A 20,143-nucleotide genomic window follows, 5' to 3' on the forward strand; every position below is an offset into this window, starting at 1 on the left:
CCTCAGCCGCCGTCCGCGCCGCCGGGGCCGGCGCGCACGGCGTCGAGGTAGTCGGCGACGGCGTCCCTGTTGCGGGACAGGCAGCGGATGCGTGCGGTCATGCGGTCGAGTTCGCGCTCCAGTGTGGCGATCGTCTCCGGGGTCGCCTCGGGTATCTCGATCGTCCGGGGTCGCCCGAGGCAGGGCAGGATCTGCTTGATGATCCGGGTCGGCAGCCCGGCGTCGAGCAGCCCCCTGATCTGCAGGACCCGGTCCACGTAGGCCTCGGCGTAGTCCCGGTAGCCGTTGGCGCAACGGCCGGGGACGATCAGTCCCTGCTCCTCGTAGTAGCGCAGCAGCCGGCGAGGGGTGCCGGTGCGCTCGGACAGCTCGCCGATGCGCATGTGACTCACCTCATGACGGACCGGGTTGACCCTCACATCAGTGTGAGGGTTTGACCATACCCGCATGTCGATCTCCCAGCGGAACATGCCAGTTGAGCCTCATGACCAGCCCGGTCCCGCCGCTCCGGCCGAGCGTGCCGCTCCTGCCGGTCCCCCCGCGTCATCCGGGCCCCCGGCCCGGCCCGGCTCCTCCCTCCCGCCCGCGCCGTCCGCGTCGTCCGCCCGGGGCGAGGGCGACCGGCTGCCCCTCTCGCCCCTGCTGGCCCTGGCCACCGCCGCGTTCCTCGGTGTGCTGACCGAGGCGTTGCCCGCGGGCGTGCTGCCCGAGATGGCCGGGGACCTGTCGGTCGGTGAGTCCGCGATGGGGCAGGCGCTCACCGTCTACGCGATCGCCACGGGCGTCTCGGCGATACCCCTGTCCAAGGCCACGGCCGCATGGCGGCGCAAGCGGCTGCTGCTGACGGCGGTGGGGGCCTTCGCCGCCGCCAACACGGTCACGGCCCTCTCGTCCGACTACGCGCTCACCATGGTGTTCCGGTTCGTCGCGGGCATGGCCGCGGCCGTCGTGTGGGCCGAACTGGTCGGCTACGCACGCCGGCTGGCACCGCCCCGGCTGCGGGGCAGGGCGATCGCGATCACCATGGCCGGCATCCCGCTGGCCCTGTCCCTGGGCATCCCCGTGGGGACGTTCCTCGGTGGAGTGTTCGGCTGGCGCCTGACCTTCGGCCTCGTCACCGCGGTCGCCGTCGTCCTGGTCGGGTGGATCGCGGCGGCGGTCCCGGACCACCCCGGACAGCCGCCGGAGCATCGCGCGTCGGTGCTGGGAGCCCTGCGCCTGCCCGGGGTGGTGCCCGTCCTCTTCGTGGTCGCCACCTATGTGCTGGCCCACAACATCCTCTACACGTACATCGCCACGTTCCTCGACGCGTACGGCATGGGGGACTCCCGTGACACCGTGCTGCTGGTCTTCGGCATCGCCTCCCTGCTGAGCATCTGGGTCACCGGAGCGTGGGTGGACCGGCGGCTGCGGGCGCTCACCGTGGCGGGCGCCGCCCTGTTCCTGGCCGCCGCCGCACTGCTCGCGCTGCTCGCCGGTCATACGGCCGTCGTCTACGCCGCCGTGGTCCTGTGGGGGCTCGGCTGGGGCGGCGTCGCCACCCTCCTCCAGACCGCGGTGACCGACGCCGGGGGCGACCGGGGGCAGGCCCTGCTGGTCACCACCTGGAACTCGTTCATGGCCGCCGGCGGGGCCGTGGGCGGTCTGCTGCTCGACCTGCGCGGCGCCGGGGCCTTCCCGTGGAGCGTCCTCGCGCTCCTCGTGCCGGCGTTGCTCGTCGTGGCCGGCGCCCGGACGCACGGCTTCCCCGCCCGGCGGCCGGGCGGGTCCTGAACCCCGCGGCTCGGGCCGGAGCCGCGCCCGGCACGCCGGGCCCGTGGCGCCGTCCGTGTGCCGTTCGGCCGTCTCCCGGTGGCGCCGCCGTCCGGGAGACGGCTTGCTTGGTGCCGGGGAACGGAGCGGAGGAGGCGAACGGCGCATGCAGACAACGGGCCCGGGGCGACGGCCGCCGTCGGGGCGGACCCCTCAGACCTCGCGGACGGCCGGGCTCCTGACCCCGAGGGCGGCCGGGCTCGCCGGGATCGTGTTCGCGCTGCTGCTCGCCGCGGCCATCGTGCTGATCCGGCTGGGGATTCCCGAGGGCGCCGACGCGGTCACCCCCCAGGGGTTCAGCGACTCGGCGCGGCGCACCGCCGTGCGGACGGCCCTCGCCCTCGTGCCGTTCGCGGGCATCTTCTTCCTCTGGTTCGTCGGCGCCGTACGGGCCCATGTCGGCGAGGGCGAGGACAAGTTCCTCGCCACCGTCTTCCTCGGCAGCGGGCTGGTCTTCACCGCCAGCATGTTCGGTGCCGCCGCGGCGGCCGGGGCCGTGCTGTCCACCGCACACCCCGCCGGCGCCACCCCCTCGCTGCCCACCTGGGACTTCGGCCGTCACTTCGCCTACAGCCTGATGACCGGGTACGCGATGCGGATGGCGGCGGTCTTCACCTGCTCCCTGTCGGTGATCGGGCACCGCCTCGGCGTCCTGCCCCGCTGGCTCACCGTGCTCGGCTTCCTCACCACCCTGACGCTGCTGTTCGTCTCCTCGAACGTCCCGTGGGCCGAACTGGTCTTCCCCGCCTGGTCGTTGATCATCGGCGCCCACATCTTCGTGGTGGCGGGCCGCGGCGCACGGATCCCCGCCGCGCACTGACGCCCGCGGCCCGGTGCCCTCACCCGATCGGCACTCCCGCCGGGCGCGGGACCCGCCCGGCACCCAAGCTGACGTGCGGGAGATGACCGGGACTCCGTCCTCGGGCGAACGCCGAACAGGCGGTGCGCAACGGACCCTGCCGTGGAAAGGTCGAAGCGTCGATGAGGCTTGTCGTCGATCTCAACAAATGTCAGGGATACGCGCAGTGCGCGTTCCTCGCGCCGGACGTCTTCGCCATGCACGGCGAGGAGGCGCTGGTCTACAACCCGCGGGCCGAGGAGGAACAGCGCGAGAAGCTGGCGCGCGCCGTCGCCGCCTGCCCCGTCCAGGCGATCACGGCCGACGGGCTGCACGGCGCGGGCGCCGCCCCCGTCGGGTCCGAGGAGGCCGCCCGGGAGTCGTCCGATGCCCACTGACTATCTGGACTGGTTCCGGCGCGAGGGCCGGATCGTGATCGTGGGCGCCTCGCTCGCGGGCCTGCGGGCCGCGGAGACCCTGCGCGCCGAGGGCTTCACCGGTTCCCTCACCATGATCGGCGACGAGCCCTACGACCCGTACGACCGGCCGCCGTTGTCGAAGGCCGTCCTGCTCGGCAAGGCGTCCGCCCTGCACACCGACCTGCCGCGGCGCCGGGAGATCGACGCGAAGTGGCGCCTCGGTGTCGCCGCGACCGGTCTCGACATGACGGCCAAGCGGGTACGGCTCGCGGACGGGGACGAGGTCGAGTACGACCGGCTGCTGATCGCGACCGGCGTCCGCGCCCGGCCCTGGCCGAAGGAGTCGGAGGCGGACCTGGACGGTGTCTTCCTGCTCCGCACCCGGGACGACGCCGCCGCCCTGTACCGGCGGCTCAGGGCCGGCCCGCGCCGTGTCCTCATCATCGGCGCCGGGTTCGCCGGGTCGGAGGTCGCCTCGGCCTGCCGGGAGATGGGCCTCGCGGTCACCGTCGCCGAACGCGCGGGCGCGCCCCTGGTCGGCGCCCTCGGAGGGGTGATCGGCTCGGTGTCCGCGGAGCTGTACCACGAGAACGGCGTCGACCTGCGCACCGGCGTCATGGTCACCGGACTCGAGAGCGACTCGGTGGGCCGGGTGAAGGCCGCCCACCTCTCCGACGAGAGCGTCGTCGAGACGGACCTCGTGGTCGTCTCGCTCGGCTCGATGCGCAACACCGAGTGGCTGACCGGGTCGGGGCTCGGTGCGGGACCCCGGGGCATCGCGTGCGACGCGGGCTGCCGCGCCTTCGACTTCCGGGGCATCGTCACCGACGACATCTTCGTCGCCGGCGACGTCGCCCGGTCCCCGCACGCGCTGTTCGGCTACCAGTTCCTCTCGCTGGAGCACTGGGGCAACGCGGTGGCCCAGGCCGAGGTCGCCGCGCACAACATGATCAGTTCCAGCGCCGACCGGCGTCCGCACCTGTGGGTGCCCGCCTTCTGGTCCTCGCAGTTCGGGGTGAACATCAAGTCGGTCGGTGTCCCCCCGATGGGCGAGCAGATCATGATCACGCAGGGCTCGCTGGCCGAGCGCAGGTTCGTCGGGGTCTACGGCTATCAGGGACGCATCATCGCCGCCGTGAGCTTCGGCAACACGCGGTGGCTGGAGTTCTACGAGCGGCAGATCGAGCGGGGCGCGCCGTTCCCCGTGGAGTTCGCGACCGTCGACCGCCGTCCCGAGGGCCGGCAGCCGGTCGACGCCGCGTTCCCCGATCCGTCCCTGCCGACGCACGGCCCGACCGTGACCCTCAGCGGTTACTCGCCGGCCGACCGGCAGCTGGTCTTCACCCCGGCCCGCCACTGACCGGAGTCCCGCCCCCGCTCCACGTCCCCACGGACCCGCACGCCCCCGAGGACCACTCATGTCGCAAGCCCCGCTCCTGCGCCAGATCACCGACTTCGCGAACCGCGCCGACCCGTATCCGCTGTACGAGGAGCTCCGCAAGACCCCGGTGCTGCACGAGGAGGAGGGCGGTCCGTACGTCATCAGCTCGTACTGGGACATCGAGAGCCTGCTCCACGACCCGCGGATCAGCTCCGACTTCACCAACCTCGCCGTCGCGAGCGAGGACGAGCTGTCCGGGCCGGAGGCGACGGGGCTGCCGCCGAGCTTCATCCGGCTCGACCCGCCCGAGCACGACCGGCTGCGGCGGATCGCCAACAGCTCCTTCGGCCCCCCGCACCGGCCCACCCGCATCGACTCCATGCGGGGTGAACTCGCCCAGATCGTCACCGACCTGATCGACGGATTCGGGGACGCGCGGAAGATCGACGTGGTCGACCAGTTCGCGTACCCCTTCCCGGTGACCGTGATCTGCCGGCTCCTCGGCGTGCCGCGCGAGGACGAACCCCGCTTCCGCGCCTGGGTGGACCCGATCGTGGCGGGCCTGGACCCCGACACCCGTACGAGCGCCGAGTCCATGAAGACCGCGCAGGAGGCCCGGCTCCAGCTCGGCATGTACCTGAACGGGCTGGTGGAGCAGCGCGCGAGGGAACCGCGCGAGGACATGCTGTCCGACCTCGTGAACAGCCACGGTCCGGACGGCGCGATGACCACGATGGAAGTGCTCAGCACCGCGGTGCTGCTGCTCATCGCCGGGCACGAGACGACCGTCAACCTGATCACCAACGGCATGCTCACCCTGCTGCGTCACCCGGAGTACCTCCGGCGGCTGCGCGACGACCCGGGCCTGTCCGTGAAGATCGTCGAGGAACTCCTGCGCTACGAACCGCCGGTGCAGCTCGTGCCGCAGCGCACCTGCATCGCGGACATCGAGCTGCGCGGGGTCACCATCCCCAAGGGCTCACGCATCTGGCTCGTCCTCGCCGCGGGCAACCGGGACCCGGAGCGGTTCCACGAGCCCGACCGCTTCGACCCGGACCGCGAGGACATCCAGCACCTGGGCTTCGGCAGCGGGATCCACAGCTGCTTCGGCGCACCGCTGGCCCGTCTGGAGGCCCAGATCGCCCTGGCCGAACTGGCCCGCCGGCTCGACAACCCGCGTCTCGTCGAGGATCCGCCGCCCTACCGCCCGAACGCCGTCCTGCGCGGCCCGCGCCACCTCGAGATCACCTTCGACGCCCTGCGCTGACACCGCCTTCCGGCCGGTTCGCTCCGCGGCACCGGCCGGGCGCGGCCGCGCCCGCGACGGGCGCCACCGCCTTCGGTCCGGGCCCTACCTCCGACCCGCGTGCGGCATCCGTACGACTGCGACCCCTCCGTCCAGGTCCACCGTCGTGCGGTGGGGCGGCGCGCCGTCCTCCTCGTCGTCCCGCATCATCAACGAGGACTGCCGCTCCTTCAGCTCGTCCTGCTTGCCGGGCGACAGGCTCGCGTGCAGCTGCTCGAAGCCGGTCGCCGATATCTGCCCCTGCCGTGCCCCGTTGCGCCACGGCAGCAGCCCGGCCCGCCCGGCCCGAAGCAGCAGCTGGTCGGCGAACGCCACGACGGTCAGTGCGATCACCAGCCCGGGCAGGGTCATGAGGACGGCGAATTCCATGGCCCAAGTATCCGCACGCGAGGGCCGGCGTCCACCGGTCGTGCCCCGGGGCCGGCGGTCCTACCGCTTCAAGCCCCGGTACCGCCGCAGCAGCCCCGCGATCCGCTCGCCGTCCGCCGCGCCGTTGAGTTCGGTCAGCAGGTCGTCGGGGCACAGTTCGTACAGGTCGCCCCACCATCGGCGGCCCCGGTTGTCCCAGATCCGGTAGCCGCCCGGCACGCCCCTGGCCACGTAGCGTCTTCTGCTCACGGTCCCCCTGTCACCCGGGCCCTCGTGGGCCGGGAATCGGCAGGATAGGGGCACGGGGACACGGACACGACACGATTTCGGCGTGGACGGCCGGAGTCCCGGGGCGCTGCGGGCAGGCGCGGGTCGGGAGCGCCGCGCGGCGCCCGGGACCGGTGTACGGACGCTTTTCGGTGTCCCTTACAGTTCGTTCACCAATCGGGCGCCTGCCGGGGGCAACAGGCCTCATTCCTAAGGGATCTCATGCGTAAATTCGCCATCGGCGCCGTTTTGTCGGGTGCGCTGGCAGCCGCCGCGGTCGCGGTTCCGTCGGCTCACGCGGACACCGTGGTGGGCGACACCAAGGTGTCGAACGTGGTGGTGAACGGCGGCAAGGACGTCGCCGTCGGCACGACGAACAAGGTGACCTTCAAGGTCACCTTCACGGCCTCCGATCCGGCCGGTGTCACGTCCGGGCAGACGTACCTCTACCACGGCACCTGGAGCGACCCGGACGCCTTCTGGACCCAGGACTCGGACGCGGGCACCACGTGCACGTCGGGAACGACGGTCACCTGCACGTCGACGTACACGATCGTTCCCGAGTACGACCTGCACTACAACGCCCTGGCCGGCACCTGGCACATCGGCGCGTACGCGAAGGCCAAGGACGGCGACTCGGCGAAGAAGACCGACGTCGGCACGTTCCACGTGCAGCGCTACTCGAAGCTCACGGTCAACGCCTCGCCGGAGCCGGTCGCCAAGGGCAAGGCGATCACCGTCACGGGCAAGCTGTCCCGGGCGAACTGGGAGGACCACCTGTACCACGGGTACACCGGACAGCCCGTCAAGCTGCAGTTCCGCAAGGCCGGCAGCAGCACGTACAGCACGGTCAAGACCGTGAACAGCGACGGCTCCGGAAACCTGAAGACCACGGTCACCGCCTCCGCCGACGGCTACTGGCGCTACTACTTCGCGGGTACGAGCACCACGCCCGCGGCCAAGGCCACCGGCGACTACCTCGACGTGAAGTGAGCGGGTCCCCCACCGCGGCCCGCTGACCCGGCCGTCGTCGCCGTCGGCCATGTCGACGACGGCGGCGACGGTGTCGGCGACGGGGACCGTCAGGTCCGTCCCACCCGGGCTTTCCCCTCGGCCCCGTCCTCGGCTCCCGCCTCGGCCCCGCTCGCGCGCAGGTGCTCGATGCCGGTGTCGAGCGCCGCCTTCAGATGGGTCGAGTCGCCCGTGGACATCATGATGGTCACGCCTCCCTGGATGCCCGCCAGCAGCGCGGCGGCCGTGCGGTCCACGTCGAGGGCCGCGGACACGAGGCCGTTCTCCTGGAGGGCGCGCACGCCGTGGGCGAGCTGCCGCTGCCACTGGCGCATCAGCTCGGTCACGATCGCCCGTGCTCCCGGGCTGGACCGGCCGACCTGAAGGAACAGGGCGCCCAAGGGGCAGGAGTCGCCCTGGCGTTCGTAGCGTTCCACCACGACGTCCCGCCACTGGCGCCAGGCCTGCCACGAGTCCAGGCATCCCAGGTACGGCTGCTGGTCCTCCAGGACGCGGTCCGCCTCGAACCGGGCCACGGCCAGCAGCAGTTCGCTCTTGCCGTCGGGGAAGTAGTGGAAGAGCTGGCTCTTGCTCGTGCCGGTGCGGCTGCGGATGTCGTCGAGAGTCGTGACGGCGACACCCTGCTCGCGCAGCACCTCCGCAGCCCCCTCGACGATGCGGGCCCGGGTGGCGCGGCCCTTCGCGGTCGGAGCGTCCGACATCGGCCTCCCCTCCTTCCTCGGCTGAACGGCTATGGACCGACGGGTCCATTTTACGGCAGGAGGGCCAGGCTCCGCGGGTCCGGAGCCGCCCCTGAGGGACCCTTCCCAGTCTGGACTTGCCGGTCCATTTTCTGCGACGCACAGTGGTCCGCACACCGCGAGACAAGGGAGAGCGCGTCATGGCTGAACGACTGCGGAACAAGACGGCGCTGGTCACGGGCTCGACCAGCAATATCGGGCAGGCGATCGCCGAGGCGTTCGCCGCCGAGGGCGCCCATGTCGTCGTGTCCGGGCGCCATCAGGAACGGGGTGCGCGGGTGGTCGAGGGGATCCGGGCGGCCGGCGGCCGGGCCGATTTCCTGGCGGCGGACCTCGACGGCAGCGCGGAGGCTTCCCAGGACCTGGCCGACCGGGCCCGCGCGACCCTGGGCGGGCGGATCGACATCCTGGTGAACAACGCCGGCATCTACCCGGCCCCCGGCACCGTCGACACCGACGAGAAGACGTTCGACAAGGTCTACGGCGTCAATGTGAAGGCGCCGTTCTTCCTCACCGCCGCCGTCGCCCCGGCCATGGCGGAGTCCGGCGGAGGGGTGGTCGTCAACCTCGGCTCGTGGATCGCGCGCCTGGCCGTTCCCCTCGGCGCGCTCTACAGCTCCACCAAGGGAGCCATGGAGACGCTCACGCGGGCCTGGGCCGCGGAGTTCGGGCCGATGGGCGTGCGGGTGAACGCCGTCTCGCCGGGTGTGATCCTGCCCCCGGCCCCGGAGGGCGCCGAGCCGCATCCCGGCGAGATCATGATGAAGGGCACCCCGGCCGGTGGCGTCGGTACGCCGGACGCCATCGCGCACGCCGTGGTCTGGCTGGCCAGCGACGAGGCGGCCTTCGTGCACGGGACCGTGGTCGACGTCGACGGAGGCAGGACGGGGGTCGCGGTCGTCGCCGCCTAGCGCGGGGATCCGGGATCCTCGCGCCCCGATCCCCGATCCCCGGTCGCCGACGCTTGATCCCCGTATCTTCGTGGCGCCGTACCGCCGAGGCGTCGGCGGCCTGTGGTGGAGGCCGACGTGCTGTTGTTGGTCACGGTCACAACGACTTCTGTTCCCGGCGCAAGAAGTTTTTAGATGACAACCCGTTGGACTCATGGCGTGCGGAGCGAGGCGGGTGGACATTAATGAAGAAATGTTCTCCTCAACGTTTCCTCCGCGCTGGGGTCACTCATTTGCCGCGCATCTGGAGCAGCGGGAGCAGCGTTAGCGGGATATGACGAAAGCAAGGCCTCATGGCATGCCTCGCTGCGACACGGGGGAGGGTAAACCGCTCGTGACCCGTGACGCGAAAGCGGAGAAATACGCTTACGTGACTGGTGTGGCGAACTCGGCGTTCGTGCCGCGTAACGCCTGGCGTGAGGGTGACGCGAGAGTCACAGTACAGGTCAGTGAGTCACTGCTCCGCGAGTTCCTTGTGCTGCTGGAGGCACTTCAGGAGGAGCTGGATCAGCGGTGGAACAGTCAGGAAAAGTCCGACTGTCATGCGGACCGTGCGTAAAGGGGGCGCATTTCTGTGAACCGAGAGTATGCGGACCCCCCCTTTGCGCAGCATGAATGGTATTCCGACGCGTACTCATACGGGTCGGGTGTCGGCTGGCACGACACCCCCGTCGATGCCTTACACCCAGGGGCGCCCTTGGTGATGCCCCCCGACTCGGGCTGGGACCCGGTCGAGGAACTCGCGTACCTCTTGCAGGAGGCCGTTCCGTCGGAGCCGGCAGCCGTTCCGGCGGAGCCGGTGGCCGTGGTTCCGCCACCGCGCAGCGAGTCGGTACCCGTCGTCGACTTCAACGACCCGATGGAGAATCTGGCGAAGATCACCGCCCAGCTTCCACCCATCCGGAAATCCTCTGCCGGGCATCGGAAGATTCGAGTCAGAAGACCCCGCGTCAGGTGGCTGCGAACGGGCAGCCTGGTCATCCTCGCATTCATTGCCGTCATCGCGGCGATGGTCAGCGTTTTCGGCGGCATGGCGGCCTACGCGCCTCTGCAGGGCATTTCGTCCGGCTCGAGGAGCGGGGTGATCCCGCAGTGGCCCATTCTCGTGTACGGCCCCTGGATGGTGGCTTCTCTTTCCATCCTGCGAACCGCCTTGCACCGGCGCCGGGCCATGCACTCATGGTTCATCGTTCTGGTGTTCTCCTCCGTGGCGATCACGCTGTGTGTGGCTGAGGCCGACAAGACCCTCACCGGTATCGCCGGAGCCGCCCTGCCCGCTCTGGCGGCCCTGTCCTGCTTCCAGCAGCTCGTCCGGCAGATCACATTGACCCTGCCGCCGCGGCAGGCGTCCCGCCGTCACCGCCAGTAGCGCAGACCCGGCCGGCGCCGGTCCGCGCGCGGGGAGCGGAGCCGGCCGCCTCGACGAGTGGTGAGCGTGGTGGTTCGGTCGGTCTGCCGGGGCTCGAAGCCGGGTGCGCGGGCCGGAAGTCCGATGCCGTGAACAGGGTGATCCGGACGATCGGCGTTCCGGCGCGCACCCGGCATGCGACGCGTGATCGCAGCGGACAGCGAAAAGGTCCGGGTCGATGACCTGGGCCTCTGTCGTGGAGCGGGTGACGAGAATCGAACGCGCGCTCTCAGCTTGGGAAGCGACGGCGCTCGGGCGGCCGGACGGTCGCTGACCTGTGCTGATTCGGCGTGCTGGCACGGTTGCGCGGGCCTGATCACAGGCCAGTCCGGCACCGTCGCCGCGCCGCACGGGGTCGTTCCAGACCATCCGGACACTGCGCCGCAGGGCGCGGGTAGTGGAGTGGCCGGCGGCGACGCGGGAGCGAGTTGCCCGTTCGAACGCCGTGGCGGCCTGTCCAGCTCGGCCCGTGCTGCTGTCCGGGCTGTGACGTGCAGCAGGTCAAGCACTCCGCCGAGCGCGGCCAGCCGGCCCTGGGCCACGCCCTCCTCGCTGGGGGTGAGGTGGTCGAAGATCCGTTCGGTGGCGGCCGTGGTTTGGTTCCATGGGCTGCCCGGCAGGACGGTGACCGGTTCGGGAGTGGTCGTGGTGAGCCGTTTGCGGACCTGCGGGAGGGACAGGTCGCCGGCGAGGGCGTAACCGGCGTACCAATGTCCTGCTGCTGCCGCCATCCCGTCGATCCGCAAGGTGACGTCCTCGGCCGCGGCATGGGCGAACACGTCCTCCAGGGCCCGCAGCCGGATGCCACAGATGCGCGCCCGGCGTCACACAGTGGTGACGACCTCGTCGTAGGCCAGGCGCGGGCTGCGCGAGAACCAGGCGGCATCTCCGGGTGTGCCGATGTTGACCACGACCAGTACGGAGTGCTCGCCGTCACCGAAGAATTCCTTGTCGATCCCCTCGGCGTCGAATCCCGTCATCGGGCCGGCCGCCAGACCAGCGGCGCGGACGCCGACGATGAAGTAGCCGACCTGCAACGCTGCATTGAGCGAAGCGGACCTCTCCCGTACCACACGTTCGGCGAAGAGCAGGTCCTTGGCCTGCGGGAAGTGCGGGAACTGGGTCGGCAACTCCTCATGGAACTCGTTGTCCGCGGCGAGGATCGCGACCAGCGGGGCGGTGGCGGTCTTCTTCCGGTTGCCCTCGGCGAGATGCGGCACCAGCCGCTGCCGCGCATCGTCGGAGCGGACCAGGACGATCCGCAGCGGCTGCTGGTTCATCGAGGTGGGGCCGTACTTGACGAGGTCGTAGATGGCCCTCATCTGTTCGTCCGTCACCGGCTCATCGGTGAAGGTATTGGCTGTCCGGGCCTCTCGGAACAGAAGGTCCTGGGCGGCGGGGTGGAGTGCGAGAGACATGACGCATCCCTATTTCGGCAATGGTGGATGGTGTGCGCAAACGAGTCGGGCGCTGACGCCCGGCCGATTCACGGCGGTGTCGGTGCGCCTGCGACTCGGGCGCGTTCGACGGGGACGCCGCCTGGACCGACGGCTTCGAAAAAACCGGCGTCGACGCGGCCGCGCCCTGCGGTCCGCCGGCATCGCGACCAGCTTCGGGCAGGCGCCGGCCAGGGGCATCGCCTATTCGAGCGATCCTTGCTGCTGGATGGCCAACCGGAGCGTGCCACAAAGAAGGCGGTCTGGATGAACCCCGCGATCCCTGAGGCTGATGGCCCTTCACCTGATCGCCCGGGGCGAGCGGCACAAGGTGGTGCGGCGTGATGTCGGAGTGGATGCGGTGGGCTGGACGCGCGGGGCGGGGGGATGGCATGGAGGTGTCCGCCCCGTCCGCCGGCAAGGCATGTCTTCCGGGCGTGCGCAGCCACGTGGACGGATGCCGTGAACTCGTCGGCGCGGAGGAGGAGGGCGTGCGCGGCGTGGACGCCTTTCTTCTCCACACGCCGGCCGGCGACGTGTTCGCCGAGCAGTTCACCGCCCTGGAGGCGGTGTAGAGCTGCCGCCGCCGGGACGCTGGTCGCCCTTCGCGGCCCGCACCAGCGCGAAGTCGGTGCGGATGCCGGGCTCCAGCACGTACTGGGTGCCGTCGAACTCGCGGACCTCCTTCGGCGGCGAGGCCAGCGTCACGCCGCCCGAGCCGTCGTAGCGCCAGGGCAGCCCGCCGTCGGCGACCTGCGTACCCACCCCGGCCGGGGTGTAGAAGGCGGGGACCCGGCGCCGCCGGCTCGCAGCCTTTCGGCGAGCGTGCTCTGAGGGATCATCTCGACCTCCGGCTCACCGACCGGATACTGCCGGGCGAACTCCTCGCGCCGATGTACGACCCCGTCACCCGGGCGATCCGCCCGGCCCCGAGCAGCACGGCCAGGCCCGACTCCATCGCCCCGCAGTTGTTCGAGACCACGCCGAGCCCCGACACCCCGCGCTCGGACAGGGCCTGGATCAGCACATTCGGCACACCGCTCGACCCGAACCCGCCCACCGCCGACGACGCACCCTCCGGCAGTCGCCACGGCTTTGGAGGCTGTTTCGGATCTCTCTCGCCGATGTGGACCCATCGGACGCTGTTTTCGTAACGCGACATCAGGAATTCGGCCGGGCTCTCCCATATCGTTGCGGACGTCGTGGGAATTCCGGGAGCGGATTTGCCGCAGACCCGCCCGCCTCCTCGCGTCGCGTCCCACCCGTCGGACACGTGCTTCCACGCTGCAACGCCTGGGCATCCATCGGCATCGCGCAGATGAGGGATATCGCATCCGATCCACAGGCCGCTGGGTCGGTGCACGTCGCGCGAAAAGGGTATTCCCGCGCCGATCCGCGTTATCACTCACAGATCTTATTGACGCACATCATCCGAGTGCCGACGCTTCCCTCCATGAATACAGGAGTGGTAGGACCGAGGAAATTCTCATGAAGACATTCGTGCACCGGGGACAGATCACCAAGGTGGTCTTCGGCAGCGGTACGCGCAGCCGCATTCCGCAAGAAGCCGATGCTCTCGGATGCCGCCGGGTGCTCATCCTGTGCACCCCTGGTCAAGTGGAGCAGGCGGCCCAGATGCGCGACCTGCTGGGTGCCGCAGCAGCGGGAACTTTCACCGAAGCGGCTGCGCACACCCCGGTCGACGTCACGGAGAAGGCGGTCGCGTATGCCAGAACCGTGGGAGCTGACTCCGTGCTCGCCCTCGGTGGTGGATCGACCATCGGCCTGGGCAAGGCCATCGCCGTACGGACCGGTCTTCGGCAGCTGGCGCTGCCCACCACCTACGCGGGCTCGGAGATGACGCCGATCCTCGGAGAGACCGAAGGCCGCAGGAAGACGACCCGACGGCTGCCGGAAGTGATGCTCGACACGGTGGTGTACGACGTCGACCTGACGCTCACACTTCCCATGGCGACATCGGTGGTCAGCGGTATCAACGCCATGGCGCATGCCGTCGAGGCCCTCTATGCACAGGACCGGGACCCGGTCGCCTTCCTGATGGCCGGTGAAGCACTCGACTCCCTCATCCGATCCCTTCCGGTCGTCGCGCGGCGTCCGGACGACGTAGCGGCGCGGGCGGATGCGTTGTACGGGGCGTGGCTGGCGGGCACGTGCCTCGGCACGGTGGGCATGGCCCTGCATCACAAGGTGTGCCATGTGCTGGGCGGCACGTTCGGGCTTCCACACGCAGAAACCCATGCCGTTGTCCTGCCGCACGTGGTCGCCCACAACGCGCCGGCGGCCCCGGAGGCCATGGCGCGCATCGCGCAGGCGCTGCGGGGGGACGAGGCCGCGAGCGGTCTCTTCGACTTCGCCGGGAGGCTCGGCGCCCCCCGGGCGCTGCGGGACCTCGGCATGCCGGAATCGGGGATCGAGCAGGCGGCCGAACTCGTCATGAGGGACGGCTACTGGAATCCGCGACCAGTGGACCGGATCGCTGTCCGCGCCCTGCTGACCCGCGCCTGGGCCGGGGAAGCGCCGTCGGCCTCACCGGGCAACGAAGATCCTCGATCCGACTCCGTCATCGAAGCGTCGACCACAACGGGAGCACGCCATGCGTGATCTGACCAGCGACACCATCACCGAGGCCGTGATCTCGACCATGCGGGACACCAAGGACTCCCGCCTCGCGGAGATCATGGAATCGCTGGTGCGGCACGTCCACGCCTTCGTCCGTGACGTGGAACTGACGGAGGAGGAGTGGGCCCGGGGAGTGGACTTCCTGACTCGCACCGGGCAGATGTGCACCCCGACGCGCCAGGAGTTCATCCTGCTGTCCGACGTGCTCGGTGTCACCATGCTCGTCGATGCCCTGAGCCATCGACGCCCTGCCGAAGCCACGCAGAACAGCGTCCTCGGCCCCTTCTTCAGGGACGACAGGCCGCAGCCTCCCGACGCCGCCGACATCTCTGGAGGATTGCCCGGTACCCCGCTGTTCTTCGAGGGACGAGTCGTCGACCGTGAGGGAGCGCCAGTGGCCGGCGCGGCGGTGGACGTGTGGCACAGCGACGCGGAGGGCCACTACGACGTGGATGTGCCCGGCCGGGTCGACCCGGCCATGCGTGCGCTGTTCCGGACCGAGGAGACGGGACACTTCAGTTTCCGTTCCATCCGCCCGTCCAGCTACCCGATACCCGGTGACGGCCCGGTCGGCGAGATCATGGGCGCGACCGGCCGGTCGCTCATGCGTCCCGCCCATGTGCACCTGCTGATCGAGGCTCCGGGATTCCAGCGCGTGACCACCATGCTGTTCCCTTCGGACGACCCGTATCTGGATGCGGATCCGGTGTTCGGGGTCAAGGACTCGCTGGTCGCGTCCTATGACACGTACGCGGCCGACTCCGGGCCCAGGCGCGGGCAGACCGGCCAGCCGTACACGGTGCTGCGCCACACCTTCGTCCTCGAACTCCTCCCCGCGGACTGAAGCGTCACCCCGCCGCGTATGCGGTCGGCTGTCTGCACGCCATGAACGAGGGCCGGCGCGCGACTTGACCCGGAACTCGGCGAAGCACGATCCGGCCACCGCGCGCCGACCTCGCGTACGTCACGGGGCAGCCGCCTGCCTTCCCACCCCGCTCGAACGATCAAGCCCGCCAACGCACCCAGCAGGACGGTGAGTTCATCCAGCGCCCTGCGCAACAAAGGTTGACGCCCTTCCCGACTTTCACGGAGGTCCTGCGATGACTGAAACCCTTGACATGACCGTCGATTTCCGAGCCACGATGAGCCGGCTCGCCACGGGTGTCAGCGTGATCACCACGTGCTCCGGAAGCACGCCCATCGGCATGACGGCGAGTGCCGTGTCCGCCCTCTCCCTGGACCCGCTCCAGCTGCTCGTCTGCATCGGCAACCACCTGTACACGCGGACCGCGATCGCGGAGCACGGCCGCTTCGCCGTCAATGTCCTGGGCGAGGACAGCGAGCACCTGGCGCGGAACTTCGCCGTTTCCAAAGCGGACAAGTTCGCGGGCGTCGAGACCTTCGACGACCACGGCGTGCCGGTGTTGAAGGACGCCATCGCGGCTGTCGTGTGCGACGTCGCCGAGGCGCTCCCCGGTGGCGATCACACCATCTTCGTGGGTGACGTCCGCCAGTGGGCACACAAGGCAAACTGCCGACCGCTGGTCCACTTCGCGGGCGGCTTCGGCACGCTCAGGGCTGCGCACTAGGCCTGGCGGCAGCGGTCCGAACCAGGCCGCCTGGCCCGTGACGGCCGGCCACCGCCCCCGATGTCCGGCTCCTGCGAGGCGAGCTGTGGACGTCGGGGGCTCCGCTCGTTTCGACGATCCCACGGAAAGTGTGATGACCAGCTCCGTTGCGGCATTCAAGCTGCATCCTGCGACCCAGCCCCCGCATCTTCTGAGCCGCCCCCGTCTGCTGCGTCGGCTTGACGCGGCGACCGAGCCCGTCGTGGTGCTCTCCGCGTCGGCCGGCGCCGGCAAGACGGTGCTCCTGACCGAGTGGTCGCGCCGCCTGGTGGCTCGCGGAGAGTGCGCCTGGCTCAGCCTGGACGCCTACGACAACGCCCCGGGCCGGCTCTGGTCCTGCATCCTGCGGGCGCTGCACCAGGTACTGCCGGATCTGCCCGCCCGCCTCGACGACGACGGGTGGACGGTCGACGCGTGGCTCGAGGAGATCCTGCCGAGTCTGGTGAGCGGACTGGGCGCCCAGAGGCCGCTCACGCTGATCCTCGACGGATTGGAATCCATCACGGACGTCGACGCGGTCCGCAGCCTGGGGGACTTCCTGGCAAGGCTTCCCGACGGATTCCGCATCATCATGTCGACCCGGCACCTCCTCGGAAGTCCGCTGCCGGCTCTGCGCGCCCGAGGTCTGGTTGCCGAACTCGACCAGAACGACCTGGCCTTCACCCCTGAGGAAGCACAGGCCGTGCTCACCGGTCTGCTCGGATCCGCTCCGAGCGCGGAGACGTCGAGCGCGCTGTATGAGGCCACCGAGGGATGGGCGGCGGGGCTGTGCATCATGGGGCGCGCTCTCGCCCGCTCCGTGAACGAGTCCGATATGGACAGGGAGTTGGCCCTCGGCAGGCAAGCGGTCTCCGAGTACCTGGCCGGCGAGGTCCTCTACCGGCTCACCACCGAGCAGCGCGAGTTCCTGCTGCGGACCAGTGTCCTCGACGAGCTGAGTGCCGGACCGTGCCAAGCCCTCGCCGGGGAGCAGGCAGGCGTGGTGCTGTGTGAACTCGCGCGGACCGTGCAACTGCTCGTGCCCGCCGCCGATCCGTCGGCGTACCGGCATCACCGAGCACTGTCTTCGCTGCTGTCCGACGCTCTGATGTCCCAAGGGCCGGACACTGTCGTGTCCCTGCACCGGTCGGCGGCTCAGTGGTACGCCCGGCGGAGGGAGACGACCGCGGCCGTACGGCACTGGGTGCGGGGCGGCGATGGGCCCGCGGCCGTCGCGTCGGTCCTCGACGGCTGGGAGGAGGCGGTCTCGGCAGGCCGTGGTGCGGAGGTCTCGCATTGGCTGGACCTCTTGCCGCCCCGCATGGTCGCCGCCGACGGGAGATTGTGCGTTGTGGCGGCGATGGCGGCCCTGTCGGGGGGAGCCCCGGAAACGGCCCGGCGCTGGCTGGATGTGGCCCAGCTCAGGCACACGGGACCGGAGACGGTCGGCGAAGGCAGCACGGTGTCCGATGCGGCAGCCGTCGCTCGGGCCGTGGCCTGCTGTCTGAAGGGCGAGGTGCTGACCGCCGACCGTCTCGGCGAATCCGCCGTTGCCGGCACCATGCCGTTGACTTCCTGGCGTGCCCTGGCCTGTACGGCCCGGGGTACCGCTCTGCTGTGGACCCGCCGTTACGGGGAGGCAGAGGAGCTGCTCGACGAGGCGACCCGTGACGCACACGCCGCCGGGCACGGTTTGGTGCTCGTCCGCGCGCTGGGTTTGCGGACGGTGTGCGCGCTGCTGGCCGGACGGCACGAGCAGGCGCGCGTTCTGAGTGACGAGGCCCTCCAGGCGGCCGCGACGGCCGGTCTGGGCGGGCACTTCGTCGCCATGTCCGCCTACATCGGCCGGGCCGGCCTACTCCTCGAAGAGGGAGACATCGATGGGGCCGAACGGGTTCTGGCCGACGCGGAAGCGGTGCTGGCGGGCTCGCCCCGGGCCGGAAGCGAACCCCAAGTACGCGCCCTGTGCCACGTCATGCGGGCGCGGCTGGAGAATGCGCGACACAACACGGACGCGGCCCGGGAGGCCCGCGAGGCGGCCGAGCGGGCGGCGGCCCGGTGCGAGTCGCCAGGGGCACTGACGGATCTGCTCGGCCGAGTCGGCGAGGACACGGTCGTGACGCCTGCCGACCCCGGTCCCCAGGACCTGTCGCTGGGGGAGCGCCGAGTGCTCCGCGCCCTGTGCGGACCGCTGACGCTGCGGGAGATCGCCTCCGAGCTCTATGTGTCCCACAACACGGTCAAGACACAGGTACGGGCCATCTTCCGCAAACTCGACGCGCACGACAGGAGCGCAGCGGTCGCAAGGGCCCGGGAGCGCGGTGTGCTCTGACCCGGGCCCTCGAATTCTGCTTACTTGGCGTCCTGGCGTCGGGCGTAGTCCGCCTGAGCCGTGTACGCGGTCTCCTTCTCCTCCTCCACCTTCTCGATGCCGCAGACCTTGCGCGCGAGGTCCGCCATGATGCCGCTCGGGGACATCTCGGCGCGCTTCATGGTGAGGGTGCGGATGGCCAGCAGGGGCGTCCCGTTGAAGTTCTCGAAGGTGCTGATGCGGTCGCCCCAGTCGGACAGGAACAGGTCGCGGATCACGCGGCTGATCTTCAGCCGGTCATACGGCCTGCCGACCGGTCCGGTCTGCAGCGCCTCCAGCCACGGCCGCAGTTCGGGCCGCTGCCACTGCCCCTCGGTCGGGAAGATGAGCGAGGCACGACCGGCCAGGTCGACGATCTCGTGGGCCATCTCGGCGACGTTCTCGAGGTAGTACGCCCGCCCGAAATCGAACATCAGGACGTTCGGCTTATAGAGGCCGCCGGGAGTGTGGAACCCTTCCTCTTCGGAAGCGATCACATGTGCCTTGAGCGTCTGGTGGAAGCCGGCGAACCGGGAGATCCGGGTCTGGACCGGCGGCAGCTGGTAGGTGCCGATGTGCTCGGTGACCAGCAGGGCCAGACCGAGCATCAGCTCGGCGCGCACCATCTGCCGGACCAGGGCCTGGTAGTGCAGCCAGTCGAAGACGCGTTGCGGGTACAGCGACGCGTGCTGGGGGTTACCGATGTGGAACACCTGGTTCCAGGGGATGAACACGTCCTCGAACACGATGACGCTGTCCAACTCGTCACCCTGGGAGGCGAGCGGGTGCTCAACCTCCTCCGCGTCCCGGACGTTGCTCTCGCGGCAGATGATGGTGACGCCGGGGGTGTTGGGCTTCACCGCCCCGAAGATGATCTGCTCCGGCAGAATGCCGGGGCGGTAGAAGACGCCGATGTGGATCCAGTCACCGAAGGCCGCACCGGTGCCGATCGCCTTCACGCCCCGCACGGTGATGCCCTCGTCCGAGGTGCCGACCACCTGCAGGGCGGGGGACTCGGCCTGGGCGGAATCGCGTGAGCGGTCCGTCTGCGGGTCGACGAACGCGGGCGTCGTGTTGAGGTCGCCCTCGCGCACCAGGTTCCAGAAGTCGAGGATCCCCTTGGTCAGGTCCCTCCCGTCGGTGCCGACGGCCTGGCTGCTCCAGGGCTCCGGGTCGTCGACGTAGGTCAGCAGGACGTAGTTGTTGACATCGGGGGTGCGCGGGGTCGCCCCGCCACCCGTTTCCCGCAGGACCGTCTCCATGTAGCGCCGCTTGCGCTTCAGGTCCTCCTTGGAGCGGTGCTGGAACCACGTCATGGACCGCCGGACGCCGTCCTCGTCCACGAACGTCATGACGTCCTGGAGGTCCGGGCGGTGGTGCAGGTCGTAGAAGTCCGCGAGGCTCCGGGCGTACGCCCGGGTCTTGGGGTGCGTGGCCACGTTGTCGACGAGTTCGTCGCCCACCCACACCGTGCGGCCGTCGTTCAGTGCTGCCAGGTATTCCTTGCCTGTACGCACGTTGTGCTCCTCTCCAGGGGCAATCCGGACGGCACGGAGCATGCGTCGCGGCAGGGTGAGGCGACGGCGCA

At 70.2% G+C, this 20,143-nt stretch carries 19 protein-coding genes and 1 pseudogene; 13 read left to right on the top strand and 7 right to left on the bottom strand.

Features of this window, described 5'->3' with window-relative positions; all coding sequences use genetic code 11:
* Positions 1 to 2 precede the first annotated feature (2 nt).
* On the bottom strand, positions 3 to 383 hold the full coding sequence (locus ACZ4IF_RS11380; RefSeq protein ID WP_359489229.1) for a MerR family transcriptional regulator: 381 nt from the start codon (positions 381 to 383) through the stop codon (positions 3 to 5).
* 64 nt (positions 384 to 447) lie between these two features.
* On the opposite strand from ACZ4IF_RS11380, the gene ACZ4IF_RS11385 reads away from it, so the two are divergent.
* The 5 genes from ACZ4IF_RS11385 to ACZ4IF_RS11405 all read left to right on the top strand — a co-directional run bounded on the left by ACZ4IF_RS11385 (position 448) and on the right by ACZ4IF_RS11405 (position 5,717).
* Complete coding sequence (locus tag ACZ4IF_RS11385) at positions 448 to 1,773, top strand: MFS transporter (protein WP_467561651.1); 1,326 nt, start codon at positions 448 to 450, stop codon at positions 1,771 to 1,773.
* A 145-nt stretch (positions 1,774 to 1,918) separates the two neighbouring features.
* The gene (locus ACZ4IF_RS11390) at positions 1,919 to 2,632 is read left to right on the top strand and encodes a hypothetical protein (protein WP_467561653.1); all 714 of its coding nucleotides are present in this window, start codon (positions 1,919 to 1,921) and stop codon (positions 2,630 to 2,632) included.
* Between the two features lie 161 nt (positions 2,633 to 2,793).
* On the top strand, positions 2,794 to 3,048 hold the full coding sequence (locus tag ACZ4IF_RS11395; RefSeq protein ID WP_467561655.1) for a ferredoxin: 255 nt from the start codon (positions 2,794 to 2,796) through the stop codon (positions 3,046 to 3,048).
* Positions 3,038 to 4,429: an NAD(P)/FAD-dependent oxidoreductase gene (locus ACZ4IF_RS11400; protein WP_467561657.1), complete on the top strand. Its 1,392-nt coding sequence runs from the start codon at positions 3,038 to 3,040 to the stop codon at positions 4,427 to 4,429. Before ACZ4IF_RS11395 ends, ACZ4IF_RS11400 begins: the two co-directional genes overlap by 11 nt.
* 58 nt (positions 4,430 to 4,487) lie before the next feature.
* Positions 4,488 to 5,717: a cytochrome P450 gene (locus ACZ4IF_RS11405; RefSeq protein WP_467561659.1), complete on the top strand. Its 1,230-nt coding sequence runs from the start codon at positions 4,488 to 4,490 to the stop codon at positions 5,715 to 5,717.
* An 84-nt stretch (positions 5,718 to 5,801) separates the two neighbouring features.
* Here the strand turns inward: ACZ4IF_RS11405 and ACZ4IF_RS11410 are convergent, their stop codons facing one another.
* Both ACZ4IF_RS11410 and ACZ4IF_RS11415 read right to left on the bottom strand, forming a co-directional pair.
* On the bottom strand, positions 5,802 to 6,125 hold the full coding sequence (locus tag ACZ4IF_RS11410) for a DUF6191 domain-containing protein (protein WP_467561661.1): 324 nt from the start codon (positions 6,123 to 6,125) through the stop codon (positions 5,802 to 5,804).
* Positions 6,126 to 6,185: 60 nt separating this feature from the next.
* Positions 6,186 to 6,374, bottom strand: a complete 189-nt coding sequence (locus tag ACZ4IF_RS11415) for a hypothetical protein (protein WP_359489242.1) — start codon at positions 6,372 to 6,374, stop codon at positions 6,186 to 6,188.
* Between the two features lie 240 nt (positions 6,375 to 6,614).
* Between ACZ4IF_RS11415 and ACZ4IF_RS11420 the strand changes: the two genes are divergently transcribed.
* Positions 6,615 to 7,385, top strand: a complete 771-nt coding sequence (locus ACZ4IF_RS11420; RefSeq protein ID WP_467561663.1) for a calcium-binding protein — start codon at positions 6,615 to 6,617, stop codon at positions 7,383 to 7,385.
* 89 nt (positions 7,386 to 7,474) lie between these two features.
* Here ACZ4IF_RS11420 and ACZ4IF_RS11425 read toward each other — a convergent pair whose 3' ends face one another.
* Positions 7,475 to 8,125 (bottom strand): TetR/AcrR family transcriptional regulator, encoded by a 651-nt coding sequence (locus ACZ4IF_RS11425; RefSeq protein ID WP_467561665.1) that lies wholly within the window; start codon positions 8,123 to 8,125, stop codon positions 7,475 to 7,477.
* Between the two features lie 179 nt (positions 8,126 to 8,304).
* On the opposite strand from ACZ4IF_RS11425, the gene ACZ4IF_RS11430 reads away from it, so the two are divergent.
* Both ACZ4IF_RS11430 and ACZ4IF_RS11435 read left to right on the top strand, forming a co-directional pair.
* Positions 8,305 to 9,075, top strand: coding sequence for an SDR family NAD(P)-dependent oxidoreductase (locus ACZ4IF_RS11430; protein WP_467561667.1), 771 nt, complete (start codon positions 8,305 to 8,307; stop codon positions 9,073 to 9,075).
* 742 nt (positions 9,076 to 9,817) lie between these two features.
* Positions 9,818 to 10,483, top strand: a complete 666-nt coding sequence (locus ACZ4IF_RS11435; protein WP_467561787.1) for a DUF2637 domain-containing protein — start codon at positions 9,818 to 9,820, stop codon at positions 10,481 to 10,483.
* Positions 10,484 to 11,346: 863 nt separating this feature from the next.
* Here the strand turns inward: ACZ4IF_RS11435 and ACZ4IF_RS11440 are convergent.
* A complete protein-coding gene (locus ACZ4IF_RS11440) occupies positions 11,347 to 11,940 on the bottom strand; it encodes a malonic semialdehyde reductase (RefSeq protein ID WP_467561669.1) in 594 nt (197 codons plus the stop codon).
* 455 nt (positions 11,941 to 12,395) lie between these two features.
* On the opposite strand from ACZ4IF_RS11440, the gene ACZ4IF_RS11445 reads away from it, so the two are divergent.
* The gene (locus ACZ4IF_RS11445) at positions 12,396 to 12,533 is read left to right on the top strand and encodes a hypothetical protein (protein ID WP_467561671.1); all 138 of its coding nucleotides are present in this window, start codon (positions 12,396 to 12,398) and stop codon (positions 12,531 to 12,533) included.
* Positions 12,534 to 12,552: 19 nt separating this feature from the next.
* Here the strand turns inward: ACZ4IF_RS11445 and ACZ4IF_RS11450 are convergent.
* Positions 12,553 to 13,084: pseudogene (locus ACZ4IF_RS11450) on the bottom strand (CoA transferase subunit A); the annotation flags it as partial.
* A 398-nt stretch (positions 13,085 to 13,482) separates the two neighbouring features.
* Here ACZ4IF_RS11450 and ACZ4IF_RS11455 point away from each other — a divergent pair.
* The 4 genes from ACZ4IF_RS11455 to ACZ4IF_RS11470 all read left to right on the top strand — a co-directional run bounded on the left by ACZ4IF_RS11455 (position 13,483) and on the right by ACZ4IF_RS11470 (position 18,537).
* Positions 13,483 to 14,580 (top strand): maleylacetate reductase, encoded by a 1,098-nt coding sequence (locus ACZ4IF_RS11455; protein WP_467561673.1) that lies wholly within the window; start codon positions 13,483 to 13,485, stop codon positions 14,578 to 14,580.
* The gene (locus ACZ4IF_RS11460) at positions 14,573 to 15,442 is read left to right on the top strand and encodes a dioxygenase family protein (protein ID WP_467561675.1); all 870 of its coding nucleotides are present in this window, start codon (positions 14,573 to 14,575) and stop codon (positions 15,440 to 15,442) included. Before ACZ4IF_RS11455 ends, ACZ4IF_RS11460 begins: the two co-directional genes overlap by 8 nt.
* A 256-nt stretch (positions 15,443 to 15,698) precedes the next feature.
* A complete protein-coding gene (locus ACZ4IF_RS11465) occupies positions 15,699 to 16,187 on the top strand; it encodes a flavin reductase family protein (protein WP_356119794.1) in 489 nt (162 codons plus the stop codon).
* Positions 16,188 to 16,320: 133 nt separating this feature from the next.
* A complete protein-coding gene (locus ACZ4IF_RS11470; RefSeq protein WP_467561677.1) occupies positions 16,321 to 18,537 on the top strand; it encodes a winged helix-turn-helix domain-containing protein in 2,217 nt (738 codons plus the stop codon).
* 20 nt (positions 18,538 to 18,557) lie between these two features.
* On the opposite strand, the gene ACZ4IF_RS11475 is transcribed toward ACZ4IF_RS11470, so the two are convergent.
* Positions 18,558 to 20,072, bottom strand: a complete 1,515-nt coding sequence (locus ACZ4IF_RS11475; RefSeq protein ID WP_467561679.1) for a 4-hydroxyphenylacetate 3-hydroxylase family protein — start codon at positions 20,070 to 20,072, stop codon at positions 18,558 to 18,560.
* Positions 20,073 to 20,143: the final 71 nt, after the last annotated feature.

Source organism: Streptomyces sp. NPDC025784 (assembly GCF_055558435.1).